This window comes from Pseudomonas sp. 10B238 (genome assembly GCF_000970615.1).
GTDB lineage: Bacteria > Pseudomonadota > Gammaproteobacteria > Pseudomonadales > Pseudomonadaceae > Stutzerimonas.
In genome coordinates this window covers 58,512-74,701 of sequence record NZ_KQ033939.1, presented here as the reverse complement: position 1 = coordinate 74,701, position 16,190 = coordinate 58,512, and the positions used below count along the sequence as shown (strand labels likewise).

18 protein-coding genes are annotated in these 16,190 nt (G+C 59.1%); 12 read left to right on the top strand and 6 right to left on the bottom strand.

Features of this window, described 5'->3' with window-relative positions:
• Positions 1 to 2 precede the first annotated feature (2 nt).
• From RT21_RS18550 to RT21_RS18540, 3 genes are all read right to left on the bottom strand, one after another.
• Entirely contained in the window at positions 3 to 872 is an 870-nt protein-coding gene (locus RT21_RS18550) for a c-type cytochrome (RefSeq protein WP_045430347.1), read from the bottom strand.
• 198 nt (positions 873 to 1,070) lie between these two features.
• Entirely contained in the window at positions 1,071 to 1,403 is a 333-nt protein-coding gene (locus tag RT21_RS18545; RefSeq protein ID WP_046163894.1) for a cupin domain-containing protein, read from the bottom strand.
• Between the two features lie 115 nt (positions 1,404 to 1,518).
• Positions 1,519 to 2,550, bottom strand: coding sequence for a cytochrome-c peroxidase (locus RT21_RS18540; protein ID WP_046163893.1), 1,032 nt, complete (start codon positions 2,548 to 2,550; stop codon positions 1,519 to 1,521).
• Positions 2,551 to 2,974: 424 nt separating this feature from the next.
• Between RT21_RS18540 and RT21_RS18535 the strand changes: the two genes are divergently transcribed.
• From RT21_RS18535 to RT21_RS18515, 5 genes are all read left to right on the top strand, one after another.
• Complete coding sequence (locus RT21_RS18535; RefSeq protein WP_046163892.1) at positions 2,975 to 5,425, top strand: Lon protease family protein; 2,451 nt, start codon at positions 2,975 to 2,977, stop codon at positions 5,423 to 5,425.
• A gap of 175 nt (positions 5,426 to 5,600) precedes the next feature.
• Positions 5,601 to 5,936, top strand: a complete 336-nt coding sequence (locus RT21_RS18530) for a PA4575 family protein (protein WP_045430335.1) — start codon at positions 5,601 to 5,603, stop codon at positions 5,934 to 5,936.
• 165 nt (positions 5,937 to 6,101) lie between these two features.
• Positions 6,102 to 6,590, top strand: coding sequence for a TIGR00645 family protein (locus RT21_RS18525; protein WP_045430332.1), 489 nt, complete (start codon positions 6,102 to 6,104; stop codon positions 6,588 to 6,590).
• Positions 6,591 to 6,701: 111 nt separating this feature from the next.
• Positions 6,702 to 7,007: a DUF6482 family protein gene (locus tag RT21_RS18520; RefSeq protein WP_046163891.1), complete on the top strand. Its 306-nt coding sequence runs from the start codon at positions 6,702 to 6,704 to the stop codon at positions 7,005 to 7,007.
• A 103-nt stretch (positions 7,008 to 7,110) separates the two neighbouring features.
• Positions 7,111 to 7,728 (top strand): BamJ family beta-barrel-assembly machinery protein, encoded by a 618-nt coding sequence (locus RT21_RS18515; RefSeq protein ID WP_046163890.1) that lies wholly within the window; start codon positions 7,111 to 7,113, stop codon positions 7,726 to 7,728.
• A 10-nt stretch (positions 7,729 to 7,738) separates the two neighbouring features.
• Here RT21_RS18515 and RT21_RS18510 read toward each other — a convergent pair whose 3' ends face one another.
• Positions 7,739 to 7,966: a PA4570 family protein gene (locus RT21_RS18510; RefSeq protein WP_046163889.1), complete on the bottom strand. Its 228-nt coding sequence runs from the start codon at positions 7,964 to 7,966 to the stop codon at positions 7,739 to 7,741.
• A 153-nt stretch (positions 7,967 to 8,119) separates the two neighbouring features.
• Entirely contained in the window at positions 8,120 to 9,088 is a 969-nt protein-coding gene (locus tag RT21_RS18505; protein ID WP_046163888.1) for a polyprenyl synthetase family protein, read from the bottom strand.
• 248 nt (positions 9,089 to 9,336) lie between these two features.
• Here RT21_RS18505 and rplU point away from each other — a divergent pair, with 248 nt between their 5' ends.
• From rplU to RT21_RS18480, 5 genes are all read left to right on the top strand, one after another.
• Positions 9,337 to 9,648, top strand: coding sequence for a 50S ribosomal protein L21 (rplU, locus tag RT21_RS18500; RefSeq protein ID WP_003302133.1), 312 nt, complete (start codon positions 9,337 to 9,339; stop codon positions 9,646 to 9,648).
• 35 nt (positions 9,649 to 9,683) lie between these two features.
• A complete protein-coding gene (rpmA, locus tag RT21_RS18495) occupies positions 9,684 to 9,941 on the top strand; it encodes a 50S ribosomal protein L27 (RefSeq protein WP_019339713.1) in 258 nt (85 codons plus the stop codon).
• A 163-nt stretch (positions 9,942 to 10,104) separates the two neighbouring features.
• Entirely contained in the window at positions 10,105 to 11,322 is a 1,218-nt protein-coding gene (cgtA, locus tag RT21_RS18490) for an Obg family GTPase CgtA (protein WP_046163887.1), read from the top strand.
• A gap of 104 nt (positions 11,323 to 11,426) precedes the next feature.
• Entirely contained in the window at positions 11,427 to 12,545 is a 1,119-nt protein-coding gene (gene proB, locus RT21_RS18485) for a glutamate 5-kinase (RefSeq protein ID WP_046163886.1), read from the top strand.
• 9 nt (positions 12,546 to 12,554) lie between these two features.
• Positions 12,555 to 13,013 carry a CreA family protein gene (locus RT21_RS18480; RefSeq protein ID WP_046163885.1) on the top strand — a complete coding sequence of 153 codons (459 nt, stop codon included), beginning with the start codon at positions 12,555 to 12,557 and terminating at the stop codon, positions 13,011 to 13,013.
• Between the two features lie 98 nt (positions 13,014 to 13,111).
• Here the strand turns inward: RT21_RS18480 and rpsT are convergent, their stop codons facing one another.
• Complete coding sequence (gene rpsT, locus RT21_RS18475) at positions 13,112 to 13,390, bottom strand: 30S ribosomal protein S20 (protein WP_003281567.1); 279 nt, start codon at positions 13,388 to 13,390, stop codon at positions 13,112 to 13,114.
• Between the two features lie 217 nt (positions 13,391 to 13,607).
• Here rpsT and murJ point away from each other — a divergent pair, with 217 nt between their 5' ends.
• Both murJ and ribF read left to right on the top strand, forming a co-directional pair.
• The gene (gene murJ / locus RT21_RS18470; protein ID WP_046163884.1) at positions 13,608 to 15,155 is read left to right on the top strand and encodes a murein biosynthesis integral membrane protein MurJ; all 1,548 of its coding nucleotides are present in this window, start codon (positions 13,608 to 13,610) and stop codon (positions 15,153 to 15,155) included.
• A gap of 84 nt (positions 15,156 to 15,239) precedes the next feature.
• Entirely contained in the window at positions 15,240 to 16,190 is a 951-nt protein-coding gene (gene ribF / locus RT21_RS18465; protein WP_046163883.1) for a bifunctional riboflavin kinase/FAD synthetase, read from the top strand.

Genomic DNA, 16,190 nt, shown 5'->3' with positions numbered 1-16,190 from the left:
ACTCATTTGAATGACGCCAGGTACTGCACCAGTTGATCGACTTGCTCGTCGGTCAGCGATTCGCCGTAACCGTTGGGCATGAACGACACGCCCTCGGCCGAATACATTTCCCCAGGATGCAGGTAGGCGCTTGGCGAAACGATGGATTCGCGGATATAGCCTTCGACGCTGTCGGCTTCGCCCTCGTAGCCGGGCGAATCGAGGGTTTGCTGGGCCCGTGTTGCTAGCCCAGCCAGTGTTGGCCCGGCTAGGTTCACACCGGGAGCGATGGAATGGCAGGCGTTGCACGCCGGGGTAGCGGTGCGGAATAGCGCCTCGCCGAGGGCAATCGGGCTTTCGTCTCCGGTGACTGGTCGAGCGCCCGGCGGCATCTGGTTCTCCGTCTTGCCGGGTCCGGAAATGTCCTGCTGGGCGATGGTCAGGCTTGTGCCGGGGATCGAGGAGCCGGTGACCAGGATCGGTCTCGGTGGCCAGCCCTGATTGTCGACATTAGCGACCCAGTCGAGGAACGCGATGAGGTCGTCGATCTCCTCGTCTTCGAGGTTGGGGTTGGGCATCAGTCGGCGATGCTGTTCCTCGTTGTAGAACCGCTCCGGCTCCTTCATGAAGGCCTTGAGATAGGGCGCACCGCGAAGTTGCGTGATCTTAGTCAGGTCCGGTGCGTAGTAGGCACCTTCGCCAAACAGCGTATGGCAATTGATGCAGTTGTTTGCGTGCCATACGTCGTTGCCGCGGGTTACGGCCGGGGTAATGCTGTCGGCATTGGTCAGCTTCGGGAACTGTCGGTGGCTGTCAATCGTCAGCCCAAGGAATACCAGTGAGGCAACCAGGGTTGAGATGATGGCGAACAAGCGGGTCTGTCTTTTGTTCATCGTAGGCTCCGCTCAAACACCGATACCGGCCCAATGGACGATACCCATGACGCCGGCGTAGATGACTGCAGCTGCCATCAGCGCCAACACCACAAAACTGAGAACTCTGAAGAACTTCACCAAAGTGATGATCCTTTCGTTGGCCGAAGCGTTGTTGCACGGCTGGCGTTAGCCAGAGCTTGTTTGGCTTGCGTCCGCTCAGGTTTCAGGCCGGCGCTGGATGTTCACCAGTACCACGGCATCGGAGAGCGCCCGAAGTGCGTGTTCGGCGTGGCCTTCGAGATAGAGGTGATCATTCACCTGCATGGTGTGCCAGGTGCCGTGCGCATGGACGTCTACCCTGCCTTGCAGGCACAACAGCGTGATGGCGCCGGCGACGGCGTGGGGCGGGAGCTGCTTGCCTTCCGGCATGCACAGGCGCATGACTTCGAGATCGGGTGTGCTGACGATTGCTTGCGATTGAACTGCTGATAGTTCTGAGTGTGTGAGGACGTTGACCACTTCCCCAGATTGAGCATGGTGCAAAGCCATCGGCGTTCACCGTTTTGGTGCATTTCACCGGAGGCTAGTTGACGAAGGGGGATGCGTCGAGGCGAATTCCGGATCGAACCTGCGGCCTCAGGCCGCAGATTCGACTTGCTGCCCCTTATTCGGGGCGAGGGGTGTTTGACGTGCTGGCTGGCAAAACCGGGTATGCCACGTGAGGCTGTTCGCCCGTCAGGCTGCGCAGGAAGGCCGCGATGGCACCGACCTCGTCTTCCTTGAGTGTGCGACCTAGCTGGCTGTCGCCCATGATCGCCACTGCCTGTTCCAAGTCCCAGACCTCACCACTGTGAAAGTAGGGTGGCGTCAGCGCTACGTTGCGCAGGGGCGCGGCGCGGAACACGTACTCGTCAGTTGCCGTATTGGTTACGGTGAAGCGCCCCTTGTCCCCAGACGGCAGGATTTCGGCACCAGGCTTTTTGATCACGCCAAACGGGAAGTAGCCCTGGCCGCCCACGTTGACGCCGCTGTGACAGGCGGTGCAGCCCGTGTCCATGAACAAAGCCAGGCCTTCTTTCTGCTTGGCGTCGAGCGCGGTGTCGTCGCCCTTGAGGTACCGGTCGAAAGGCGCGTCCGGTGTGATCAGGCTGACTTCAAACGCCTCCAGCGCATAAGCCATGTTGTCGAAGCTGACCGGGTCCTTGTCGTTCGGAAAGGCCTGCTTGAACTCGTTCGCATACTCCGGGATGCTCTTGAGCGTCGCAACGACCCGCTCTGGGGTGTTGTTCATCTCGACCCCGGCTTGCACCGGGCCCTTGGCCTGGGCCTGGAGGTCTTCTGCGCGGCCATCCCAGAACTGTGCGGCATTGAATACGGCATTGAGCACGGTGGGTGAGTTGCGTGGGCCTTTCTGCCAGCCGTGACCGATCGAAGTGGTGACGTTGTCGCCACCGCCGAGGCTGAGGTTGTGGCAGGTGTTGCAGCTGATCACATGGCTGCGTGACAGCCGTGGATCGAACCAGAGTTTGTGTCCGAGTGCCGCCTGGTCGGGGCTGACGGCGTTGCCGCGAACCTCCGTTACCTTTGCCGGGATCGGCTTGAAAATCGCATTGGCGCGTTCGCGCAACTCGTCGGCGTTAGCCATGTTTGAGATCAGCATCAGTCCGCTGAGCAGAACGGGTACAGAGCAGCGCATCACGGAGTCCTTTTTCTATGTTGGCTGCCCTATGAGGCGCTTGTTGCGCGCCAGGCAAGTTGACTTGAATCAAGGCGGCGGTCGTCATCGCCTGCCCGTCTGTCGCGGGGATGGACGCAGGGCTCTGCTTTGCCGCCAGAGCTCGGACATTCTCGGCCTGCGCACGCCGATGGCAGGCAACAGATGCGGTCTCTGAGACGGAAATTCGTCAGGCGTCTTTTTCTAAAACGCTGAGCCCCACGAAAAAGAAACCCATGGGGAAATAGAAAGTCGGCAACAACGCCAGGCAGGCGTCTTTGTGCTGGGGCCGACGCTGCCGGCAAACCTTCAAGTCGCATCTTGCTGGACCTTGCAGCCAGCGGGAGGCATCGCCAGAATGGCAGCATCAATCGTGGCCAAAAGGCCACTCCTGCAAGGATTTCCAATGCCCGAAACTGTCGCTGCCGGCCTGCGCCTGGCGCCTGATGCGCTCACCCGTCCCTTCGAACCCAGCCTGTTCGCCTTCAAGACCACCGATGAGCTGGAACCCTTTCTTGGCGTGCTCGGGCAGGAGCGGGCTGTCGAGGCGCTGCAGTTCGGCGTGGCGATGCCGCGCCCTGGTTATAACGTTTATGTAATGGGTGAGCCGGGAACTGGGCGGTTCTCGTTCGTACGTCGCTACCTCAAGGCTGAAGGCAAACGACTGGATACGCCCTCGGACTGGCTCTACGTAAACAACTTTGACGAGCCACGCGAGCCGCGCGTGGTAGAGCTGCCGCAGGGCGGAGCGGGCGAGTTCATTGCCGACATTGGTCAGCTGATCGACAACCTGATGGCGACCTTTCCGGCGGTATTTGAGCATCCAAGCTTTCAGCAGAAGAAGAGTGCGATTGATCGTGCCTTCAACCAGCGCTACGACAAGGCGTTGGATGTCATCGAAAAGCTGGCGCTAGAGAAAGAAATCGCGCTCTACCGGGACAGCACCAACATTGCCTTCACACCCATGAAAGACGGCAAGTCGATGGACGAGGCGGAATTCGCCCAGTTGCCGGAAGCCGAGCGCGAGCGTTACCACGAAGATATTTCCGCGCTCGAAGTTCACCTTAATGAAGGACTGGCCAGCCTGCCGCAATGGAAGCGCGAATCCAGTAATCAGCTGCGGCAGCTTAATGACGAAACCATCAGCCAGGCGTTGCAGCCTTTGCTGGCACCACTTTCAGAGAAATACGGGGAAAACGCGGGCATTGAGGCCTACCTCCAAGCCGTGCAGGTCAACCTGCTGAAAACGGTGGTCGAGCAGCTGGTTGACGAAAACCGTCCCGATGCCCAGACCCGTCAGCTCCTCGAAGAGCAGTACAGCCCCAGCCTTGTGGTCGGTCATCCGCTCGATGGGGGCGCGCCTGTGGTGTTCGAGCCGCATCCAACCTACGACAACCTGTTCGGTCGCATCGAATACAGCACCGATCAGGGCGCGCTCTACACCAGCTATCGTCAGCTGCGTCCCGGTGCGCTGCATCGGGCCAATGGCGGCTTTCTGATGCTTGAAGCGGAAAAGATGCTCAGCGAGCCCTTTGTCTGGGAAGCGCTGAAACGTGCGCTGCAGTCGCGCAAGTTGAAGATGGAGTCGCCGCTGGCCGAGTTGGGGCGACTGGCCACGGTGACGCTTAATCCGGAAGTCATCCCGCTCAATGTCAAAGTCGTGATCATTGGCTCACGTCAGCTCTATTACACCTTGCAGGACCTGGATCCGGACTTTCAGGAAATGTTTCGCGTGCTGGTGGACTTCGATGAAGAAATTCCGCTGGCCGAGGACAGCCTTGAGCAGTTCGCACAACTGATGAAAACGCGCACTTCCGAAGAGGGTATGGCGCCGTTGACTGCCGCGGCCGTGGCGCGCCTGGCCACTTACAGTGCACGTTTGGCTGAGCACCAGGGACGACTGTCGGCAAAGATTGGTGATCTGTTCCAGTTGGTCAGCGAGGCGGATTTCATCCGTCAACTCGCCAAGGATGAAGTCACCGATGTCGGCCACATCGAGCGTGCGCTGAAAGCCAAGGCCACTCGAACCGGACGTGTCTCGGCGCGCATCCTTGAAGACATCCTTGCCGGCGTGATCCTGATCGATAGCGAAGGCGCTGCGATCGGCAAGTGCAACGGTTTGACCGTCCTCGAAGTGGGCGATTCGGCGTTTGGCATGCCAGCGCGGATTTCCGCCACTGTTTATCCGGGTGGCTCGGGGATTGTCGACATCGAGCGTGAGGTTAACCTCGGTCAGCCGATTCACTCCAAAGGCGTGATGATCCTGACCGGCTTTCTCGGTAGCCGCTATGCGCAGGAGTTTCCGCTGGAGATCTCCGCAAGCATCGCGCTTGAGCAGTCTTATGGGTACGTCGATGGCGACAGTGCTTCGCTGGGAGAATGCTGCGCACTGATTTCGGCCATTTCGCGGACGCCGCTCAAGCAGTGCTTCGCGATCACTGGTTCGATCAACCAGTTCGGCGAGGTGCAGGCGGTCGGTGGCGTCAATGAAAAGATCGAAGGCTTTTTCCGACTGTGCGAAGCACGCGGATTGACCGGAGAGCAGGGCGCAATCATTCCCTTTGCCAACGTCACGACGCTGATGCTCGACGAGCGCGTGCTGGAAGCCGTGCGTCAGGAGCGGTTCCATATCTATGCGGTGCGTCATGTCGATGAGGCGCTTTCGCTGTTGGTAGGGGAACCGGTAGGCGGGGCGGACAAGGACGGACAGTTCCCGAAGGGCAGCGTCAACGCGCGGGTGGTCGAGCGTTTGCGTGACATCGCCGAGATCGAGCTTGAAGACGATCATCGAAGCGATGCGGCGTCACCCGAGGAAGTACTCGCGGCGGCGCAGGCAAAGGGAGCAGAGCAAGGGTAATCGGACGAACGATCCGAGCAGCAACTGGACGGAACGATACGGCGTGCGGCGGGTCTGCAATGGAAGAGAGTTTCCACTCTCTATCCACAAAGTTATCCACAGCTTGTGTGGGTAACGGACTTGCGGGCCTTTCCTCCTGAATGAGGGCGCGCAACCGAGCGCGAGGATCGCCGTCATGTCTCAAACACTCTGCTTGAACCGCCAGTGCCTGGGTTTGGTTACCCGTATCGAATGCATCATTCGTCCGCTGTCTGGCGGCAATGGCTTGTGGACGTTGCTTTGCGCGGCTGGAATCGACGCAGGGCAGCCTACCGCTATCAAGGCCCAAGGCCCGTTCCACGGGCCACGCGAGGCCGAGTCGGTGCTGAAGGCGATTGCCGAAAACCTATATGGACAAGGTTATACAGAATCGGAGTCGCCATCGATCTGGCAACTGCATATGCAGGCTGAGCTGCGCAAGGTCAACGCAAACCAGGCGCGCTATCTCAGCGGCTGGGGCGCCAAGTCCTGACCGTCCGATTCAAGTACGGCTGTCTGGCCCCTCGTTTTGGGGCCGGCAATTACCCTCTGCTAATTCTTATCCACAAAGGAAACATGTCGCCATAGCGTCTTCTTGAAGACTCGACCGCGCTGCGTATACTCGCTTGCCGAAACCCGCCACACCCAGTGAGAACAGATGGAACGCTTGATCGAAAACACCATGTACGCCGCCCGCTGGTTGTTGGCGCCTATTTATTTTGGCCTGGCCTTTGCCCTGCTGGCCCTGGCGATCAAGTTCTTTCAGGAAATTTGGCACATCCTTCCTGCCGTGCTTTCGCTGAGTGAAGGCGACCTGATCCTCAAGCTGCTGTCGCTGATCGATATGGCCCTGGTTGGCGGTTTGCTCGTGATGGTAATGCTGTCTGGTTACGAGAATTTCGTCTCGCAACTGGACGTGGAGGAGGGCAAAGAGAAGCTCGACTGGCTCGGGAAGATGGACTCCGGTTCGTTGAAAATGAAGGTCGCTGCCTCGATTGTGGCGATCTCGTCGATCCATCTGTTGCGCATGTTCATGGATGCGCAGCAGCTCGAGAGCGAGCAGTTGATGTGGTACGTGATCATCCACCTGACGTTCGTCTTTTCAGCCTTCGCCATGGGCTACTTGGATAAGCTCACCAAGCACTGAGGTGACTACGATTCGTAGCGTGCTGCGGCAGGCAGGGAAACGTGGTAGTGGTTGTGATTGGTTCTCCTGATGTTGTACAAGAGGTTCGTTTCTGTACACGGAGAAGGTCGCATGAATCTGCAGGCATTGCTGGATGGCGCACAAGCACACCATGTCGACGCGCTGGATCTGGTGTCACTCGAGGGCGGCTTCTATCTATTGAATGTCCACGTCCGGGGCAAATCGTATGTGTTGCGCGACGAACAGAGCAACGTGATCCATCTGCGATCCGTGGAGCATGCGCGAGATCTACTTAGCGAGATGCCAGTAATCCCTTTCTTTCTGGTTCACAGCTCGGCATACGATGAAATGTGCGGCTTGGCCGAGGGCGTTCGGGAACCGTTGCGCGTGCCGATTAGCCTGCGTTCCGCCTGGTAGGCCCCGTTTTGTGCCGTCTATGTGCCGTTCGAAAAACAGTCTTGGGTGGCGCTGCTGGTCGCTGTGCTAGGCTGTGCGGCCTTTTTTCCAGTGGAGCCGATGCATGACTGATCTGAACCTATCAACCGACGAAACGCGCGTGAGCTACGGTATCGGCCGTCAACTGGGTGATCAGCTGCGTGAGAACCCGCCGCCTGGGATCAGCCTGGATGCTGTGATCGCCGGTATTCGCGATGCCTTTGCCGGAGCAGCCAGCCGGGTCAGTCCGGAAGATCTGAATGCCAGCTTCGCCGTCATCCGTGAACGTATGCAAGCCGAGGCACAGCAAAAGGCAGAAGCTGCTGCAGGCGAAGGCAAGGCCTTCCTGGCTAAAAACGCCCAGCGTGAAGGGGTTTCGACCCTGCCATCGGGTCTGCAGTACGAAGTGCTGACAGCAGGAGAGGGCGCCAAGCCCAGCGCTGAGGACCAGGTGCGTACGCATTATCACGGCACTCTGATCGACGGCACTGTATTCGACAGCTCCTACCAGCGCGGCCAGCCGGCCGAGTTTCCGGTGGGTGGCGTGATCGCTGGCTGGACCGAAGCGTTGCAGCTTATGGGCGTGGGCAGCAAATGGCGGCTTTACGTGCCGAGCGAGCTGGCTTACGGCGCGCAGGGTGTTGGCAGTATTCCTCCGCACAGCGTACTGGTGTTCGACGTCGAGCTGCTGGCTGTTCTGTAAAACGCTGCTGCTACGGGCGCAACGCCCTGGCATAGGAGAACAGGAACAGGTTTCGCACCTGTTCCTTGAGCACGTAAGGTTCGCTGGTGCTCAACTCCTGCAGATCCAGATCGCCCTGGTCGCGAAGCTCGTCCAGGGCGTCTCCCTCTAAGGTAACGCACACCGCACCGGTGCTACGGTCGAGTATCCGCAGGTAAGGTTGCGGGCGGTCCAGCCATGCATCGATCAAATAAGTCATGTGCACCTCCAATTAATCTCCTTAATGAGAATAATTGTTATTTGCAAAGATGCAAGCGCAAAGATACCGATGCGACTGATGGCGATCAGGACGCAGGTGCGGCGATGGCGTGAATTCAAGGGTGCCCAATCGCACCCTTACTAAGCGGTGTGCTCAGTGAGTGCGAGCGACGGCGAAACGGCTTAATTCGACCAGGGCGTCGCGATACCTGTTGGCAGGGATCAGCTCAAGGCAGGCTATGGCTCGATCGGCGTAGTCGCGCGCCAATCGGGCGGTGTAATCCAGTGCGCCGGCGGCTTCTACAGCGCGGCGGATACTCTCTAGATCCTCGATGCCGCCTTTCTGAATGGCCTGACGCACCAGTGCGGCCTGTTCTGCTGTGCCCTCGCGCATCGTGTAGATCAGCGGCAGCGTCGGCTTGCCTTCGGCGAGATCATCACCGACATTCTTGCCCAGCGCTTCGGCATCGCCCTGATAGTCGAGCAGATCATCGACCAGTTGGAACGCAATGCCGAGGTAGTCGCCGAAGGTGCGCAGCGCCTCGCGTTGCGCCTCGTTAGCACCCGCCAGAGTAGCTGCGCTATGCGTGGAGGCCTCGAAGAGCATCGCGGTCTTGCCGCGGATGACTTCCATGTAGATTTCTTCTGTGGTGCTGGCGTCGCGCACTTTGGACAGTTGCAGTACTTCGCCTTCGGCGATGACGCGAGTGGCCTGCGAGATGATTCGCATGACTTCCATCGAGCCAAGTTCTACCATCATTTCGAAAGAACGCGCGTAGAGGAAGTCACCGACCAGCACGCTGGGCGCATTACCCCACAAGGCGTTGGCGGTTGAGCGGCCGCGGCGCATGCCGGACATATCAACGACGTCATCGTGAAGCAGTGTCGAGGTATGCAGGAATTCAATGATCGCTGCCAGCAGGCGCAGCTGCTCACCCTTTAGTCCCAGCGCATTACCGCTGAGCAGGACGAGCAGAGGGCGCAGGCGTTTGCCGCCGGCCGAGGTAATGTAGTCCCCGATCTTTTCCACCAGCGGTACGCGGGACGTCAACTGGTTGCGGATAATGCCGTCAACAGCGGCGAAATCTTCAGCCACTACTTGGTAAAAGGCCTGGGGTTGCATCGGGGACGAGTACTCCTCGGAGATTGCGCGGCATGCTATGGGGCGGGTCATGCAGTGTCAAGGCAAGGCCCGGCGGCTATTGCGCAGGGTCAGGTGGATGCGTACAATCGCGGACCCTGAACTTTCCCCCTGGGCATTTCCCTGCCTTACGCAATTGCAAGGGCGTCCTTTCCGGCCCCGTGCAGCCATGCCAGCCTCTAACTATTTCACTTAAGCGCTGGGTGAGCAGGATCAACGGAGATACACAGATGTACGCAGTTATCGTTACCGGCGGCAAGCAATACAAGGTCGCCGAAGGCGAATACCTCAAGATTGAAAAACTCGAAGTTGCCACTGGCGAAGCCGTCACTTTTGACCGCGTTCTGCTGATCGGCAACGGCGACGATGTAAAGATCGGCGCTCCGGTGGTCGATGGTGCCAAGGTCACTGCTGAAGTGATCGCTCAGGGCCGTCATGACAAGGTCACCATCATCAAATTCCGCCGTCGTAAGCACCACATGAAGCGTCAGGGCCACCGTCAGTGGTTCACTGAGGTCAAAATCACCGGCATTCAGGGCTAATCGGCCCTGAATCCCCTTATAGGAGTATTGAACTCATGGCACACAAAAAAGCTGGCGGTTCTACCCGCAACGGTCGCGACTCAGAAGCCAAACGTCTTGGCGTGAAGATGTACGGCGGCCAGGTCATCAAGGCCGGTAACATCATCGTGCGTCAGCGCGGCACTCAATTCCATGCCGGTTACGGCGTTGGCATGGGCAAGGATCACACCTTGTTCGCCAAGGTGGAAGGCGTGATCAAATTCGAAGTGAAGGGTCAGTTTGGCCGTCGCTACGTGAGCGTCGTCGCAGCCTAATCGCGGCGTTGCTGGAAAAGCCCTGTCATGCGACGGGGCTTTTTTGTTTCTGTATCCTCTGTAGGGCTCTTGCAAAACACTGCTGTGCTCTCACTATCGCTGGGTTTTGCAAGACCCTTATGTTCCTGTTTTCTAGCCCGTCCTTGCGGCGGGAGGCGTTCCCATGAAATTCGTCGATGAAGTATCGATTTTTGTAAAGGCCGGCGACGGCGGTAACGGCATGATGAGCTTCCGTCGTGAGAAGTTCATCGAGAAAGGCGGTCCCAACGGGGGCGATGGCGGCGATGGCGGGTCCGTGTATCTGGAGGCTGACGAGAATCTCAACACGCTCGTCGACTACCGTTACACCCGCCGCTTCAATGCGCCCAATGGTCAGAAGGGCGGCAGTACTGAATGTACGGGTGCCAAGGGCGACGATCTGATCCTGCCGGTGCCGGTCGGTACCACGGTGATCGATGCCGCCACTCAGGATGTGATAGGTGACCTGACCAAGGCGGGTCAGCGCCTGCTGGTCGCGCAGGGTGGCTGGCATGGGCTGGGCAACACGCGCTTCAAGTCCAGTACCAACCGTGCTCCTCGCCAGACCACGCCAGGCAAGCCGGGCGACGCGCGCGACCTGAAACTTGAGCTGAAGGTGCTGGCGGATGTCGGACTGCTGGGGTTGCCGAACGCTGGTAAGAGCACCTTCATCCGCTCGGTGTCGGCTGCCAAGCCGAAAGTTGCCGATTACCCGTTCACCACGCTGGTGCCGAACCTTGGGGTGGTGAGTGTTGGCCGCTACAAGAGCTTCGTGGTCGCTGACATCCCGGGTCTGATCGAGGGTGCTTCGGAGGGGGCGGGGCTTGGTATTCGCTTCCTCAAGCACCTTGCGCGGACGCGTCTGTTGCTGCACCTGGTGGACATGGCGCCGCTAGATGAAAGCGATCCGGCCGATGCGGCAGAGGTGATCGTGAATGAGCTGGAGAAATTCAGTCCTGCACTGGCGCAACGAGATCGCTGGCTTGTGCTGAACAAGGCTGATCAGCTTCTCGAGGAAGATCACGACGAGCGGGTTCAGCGGGTAGTCGAGCGGCTTGAGTGGGACGGTCCCGTATTCGTTATCTCTGCGCTCGAGCGCGAGGGTACCGAGGCGTTGAGCCAGGCCATCATGCGCTATCTGGATGAGCGCACGGTGCGTATCGCCGAGGAGCCAGCATACGCGGAAGCGCTTGCCGAGCTGGATCAGCAGATTGAAGACGAGGCGCGTGCTCGCTTGCAAGAGCTGGATGATCAGCGAGCCTTGCGGCGTGCCGGTGTCAAGCCTGTCGACGAGGTCGATGAAGACGACTTCGACGATGATGACGACGATGAAGGCGGTGCTGAGATCTTCTACGTACGTTGACGCATGCCCGCATCGTCGCGGGCGTCGCTAGCAAATGGTTGCGGGCTGGCTTAACTGCCGCTTGCTGAGTGGTTTGGTCGGGTACCGATTGGAAGGCAGGATCGATGCGGGACAAGGTGAGCGGCGCGCGGCGCTGGGTGGTGAAAATCGGCAGCGCCTTGCTGACTGCTGATGGGCGCGGGCTGGATCAGGCGGCAATGGCTGTCTGGGTCGATCAGATGGTGGCGCTGCGCGAGGCGGGTGTCGAGCTGGTGCTGGTGTCGTCTGGCGCTGTCGCTGCTGGTATGAGTCGTCTCGGTTGGGTCGCCAGGCCAAAGGCCGTCCATGAGCTGCAGGCTGCGGCGGCGGTCGGGCAGATGGGGCTGATACAAGCCTGGGAAACCAGCTTTGCGCGCTGCGAGCAGCAGACCGCGCAAATCCTTGTAACCCACGATGATCTTTCCGACCGCAAGCGTTATCTCAATGCGCGCAGCACGCTTCGCACGTTGATAGATCTGGGTGTGGTGCCGGTTATCAATGAGAACGACACCGTGGTCACCGACGAGATTCGCTTTGGTGACAACGATACCCTCGCTGCCTTGGTGGCGAACCTGGTTGAAGCGGATTTGTTGGTGATCCTTACTGACCGCGACGGCATGTTTGATGCTGATCCGCGCAATAATCCTAACGCCAATTTGATCAGTGAGGCGCGTGCCGATGATCCTGCGCTGGATGCGGTGGCGGGTGGCACAGGTGGCGCGCTCGGGCGGGGCGGTATGCAGACTAAGTTGCGCGCGGCTCGTCTTGCGGCGCGCTCTGGTGCCTATACGGTCATTATTGGTGGCCGAATCGAGCGCGTGCTGGCGCGGCTGAAGGCGGGTGAGGTGCTCGGTACGCTGTTGGCGCCTGAATGTAATCGTCATGCTGCGCGAAAGCAGTGGTTGGCTGGGCATCTCCAGACGCGTGGTACGGTCGTTCTTGATGATGGTGCGGTACATGCCTTGAAGCAGGGTAATCGCAGTCTGTTACCTGTCGGAGTTAAAGCGGCGCACGGTGGTTTCCGGCGTGGCGAAATGGTGGTCTGTGTGGGTCTGGATGGTCGCGAGGTCGCGCGCGGTCTGGCCAACTACAGTGTGGCTGAAACGCAACGAATCCTTGGTCGCCCGTCGGACGAAATTGAGAAGCTGCTCGGTTATGTTGATGAGCCAGAGCTTATTCATCGCGACAACATGATCTTGGTCTGAGGTGGTTTGATGCGATTGGCAAAAGCGTTAATGGTGTTGCTGGCGTGGCCGGCGGTCGGTATGGCGCGAGAAGTGGGTGAGGTCGATACGGTTTTCAAATGGCTCGGACCGAATCATAAAATCGTGGTCGAGGCGTTTGACGACCCCAAGGTTGAGGGCGTGACCTGCTATCTGTCACGTGCCAAGACGGGCGGCATAAAGGGTGGGCTCGGTCTGGCTGAGGATCGCGCCGAGGCGTCGATCGCTTGTCGGCAGGTCGGGCCGATTCGGATGGGCGAGAAGCTCAAGGATGGCGAAGTCGTCTTTAAGGAGCGGACGTCTTTAGTGTTCAAAACCATGCAGGTGGTGCGCTTTTTCGATGAGGCGCGCAACACGCTGGTCTATCTGGTGTATAGCGATCGTGTTATCGAAGGGAGTCCGCAGAACGCCGTTACTGCGATTCCAATACTGCCGTGGGCTCAGCCATAAAGGTGCCTGGTTGGGCTCGCAGAGATCGATGCCTTGGCATCGAATCGCAGACATAAAAAAACCGGCTCAAGGCCGGTTTTTTCACAAGAGCGTACAGCTTAGGCTGCAGCAGCTTCGCCGAGGGCCTTGATATGGCCGTTCAGGCGGCTTTTATGCCGGGCTGCTTTGTTCTTGTGGATGATGCCTTTGTCGGCCATGCGGTCGATTACAGGCACGGCTGCAGTGTAAGCAGTACGAGCTTTATCCAGATCTTTTGCATCAATGGCTTTGACCACATTCTTGATGTAGGTACGAACCATGGAGCGCAGGCTGGCGTTGTGGCTGCGACGCTTCTCAGCCTGAATTGCGCGTTTTTTGGCGGAAGGGCTGTTGGCCACCGTCGAACTCCTCGAAAACGTGGGATTACAAAGCAAATAAGGCCGCGAATCATGCCGATGCTGCGGGCTCTTGTCAACCCTGATTGAACAATCGAGACACTGGCCGGACAGATGGGGTGCCGCTAAACTCGCGACCTCTTTCACTGTCGTAACTGGCTATCGAGACGATGCCCGGTGACTGGCCGTAACCCCTCGCGCTGCAACTCTAGGAAGACAAATGTCCGATACATCCGGCAAAGGCGGATTGCTGCGGTCCAGTGCGGTAGTCAGCGTGATGACGCTGCTGTCACGGGTGCTGGGCATGGTACGCGATATGGTTGTGGCCAGCTACTTCGGTTCTGGCGCCGCTGCTGACGCATTCTTCATAGCCTTCAAAATCCCAAACTTTTTGCGCCGTCTGTTTGCAGAAGGGGCTTTCGCCCAAGCCTTTGTTCCGGTGTTGTCGGAATTCCGGACCAAGCGGACCCAGCTGGAGGTCAAGCTGCTGGTTGACCGCACAGCTGGCATGCTTGGGCTGATCTTGACGGGCATCACCGCAGTCGGGGTGCTGGCTTCGCCTTACGTGGTCATGCTTTTCGCGCCCGGCTTTCATGATGACCCAGCTAAAATGCAGTTGGCCGGCGAGCTGCTGCGCATCACCTTTCCTTATCTGTTGCTGATTTCACTCACGGCGTTTACGTCCGGTGTGCTCAACACGTACGGGCATTTCGCAGTACCGGGCTTCACGCCTGTGTTGCTCAATGTCTGCATGATCAGCTCGGCCGTTTTTCTGACACCTTACTTTGATCAGCCCATTATGGCGTTGGCATGGGGCGTGTTTATCGCAGGCTTCGCCCAGTTGGCCTTCCAGCTTCCTTACGTTGCCAAGCTGGGATTGCTGCCCCGGCCTCGGGTGAAGTTCGGAGACGAGGGGGTGCGGCGAATCATGCTGTTGATGGTGCCGGCGTTGTTCGGCGTGTCGGTCAGCCAGATCAATCTCTTGCTCGATACGGTTCTTGCCTCGTTTCTGCAGACAGGCAGCGTCTCCTGGCTTTATTACGCAGACCGCCTTTCGGAGTTGCCGTTGGGCGCCTTCGGTATTGCGATCGGCACCGTGATCCTGCCTAGCCTTTCTCGTCAGCATGCCGGAGATGACCCCAAGGCTTTTTCCAACACGCTGAACTGGGCGCTGCGAATGGTGCTGCTGGTTGGGGTTCCTGCGGCGCTCGCGCTGGGCATCCTGGCTGAGCCGATGATTGCCAGTCTGTTCTTTTATGGTGCGATGAGTGAGGAGGCCGTCGTCCAGTCGGCCAGCGCGCTCGAGGCGTACTCGCTCGGCGTCCTGGCATTCATGCTGATCAAGGTGCTGGCGCCGGGCTTCTTTGCTCGGCAGGATTTAAAGACGCCGGTGCGTATTGCAATCATCTGCATGATCGCCAACATGGTGCTGAATCTAATGCTGATCTGGCCGCTCCAGCATGTGGGCTTGGCCCTGGCGACTTCGTTGTCCTCGATGCTCAATGCTGGGTTGCTGTTCTGGGGGCTGTATAAGACGGGCGTGTTCCTGTTTGCTCCGGGTTGGGGTTTGTTCCTTTTGAGGTTGGCGGGCGCCTGTGCCGCCATGGTGGCGATGGTCTGGTGGCTAAACGCACCGTCGGTCGAGTGGTTCGCGTGGGGCTGGCAGCAGCGAGCGCTGCGGCTGGGGCTGCTGGTTGTAGCGGGGTTGGGCGCTTTCGCGGTGGGCTTGGTAGTGCTCGGTTTGCGACCGCGGCATCTCCGTCATTGATCCTTACCATACGCGGGTGGCAAGCCTGTCCGCGACTGCTGCCTCATGCGTATAATCGACGACTTTTCAAGCAAGAAGTGCGGTATGCAGCTGGTTCGAGGTCTTCACAACCTGCGACCCCGACATCGGGGTTGCGTCGCCACCATCGGCAATTTCGACGGGGTTCACCGGGGGCATCAAGCTATCCTGGCGCGTCTGCGCGAACGTGCCGCCGAGCTCGGGCTCCCCAGCTGCGTGGTGATCTTCGAGCCGCAGCCGCGTGAGTATTTTGCCCCGGACAAGGCCCCTGCTCGGCTGACCCGCCTGCGAGAAAAATTGCAGTTGCTGAGTGAACAGGGTGTCGATCTGGTGCTGTGCCTGGCATTTAATCGTCGTTTGCGCGAGCTGAGTGCCGCAGAGTTCGTACATGCGACGCTGGTAGACGGCCTTGGCGTTCGGCATCTGGAAGTCGGTGATGACTTCCGTTTCGGTTGCGACCGAGCCGGGGATTTCAACTTCTTGTTACAAGCTGGTGGTGCGGAAGGCTTTACCGTCGAGGCAGCCACCACCATAGAAGTGGGCGGTGAGCGCGTCAGTAGTACGCGGCTGCGCCAGGTGCTCGCTGATGGCAATCTGGTGCTGGCGCAACAGTTGCTGGGCCGGCCGTTCAGCATGACCGGTCGGGTCATGCATGGGCAGGCGCTGGGACGCCAGCTTGGCGCGCCGACCGCTAACATTCAGCTCAAGCGCAAGAGCACTCCGCTTAGTGGTGTGTTCACGGTGAGCGTCGAGATCGATGGTGTAGTACAGGCGGCGGTCGCCAATATCGGTATGCGCCCCTCGGTCGAAAGCGACGGCCAGCCGCATCTGGAAGTGCATTTGCTTAATTATCAAGGCGACCTTTATGGCCGTCTGCTGCGCGTGACCTTTCATCGTAAGCTGCGTGACGAGCAGCGCTTTGCCTCGCTGGAGGCGCTCAAGACGGCGATCGACGCAGATATCGCCGCGGCTCGCGAATACTGGCGGGCTTCACCCTTTACCACGAGTCAGGACTGA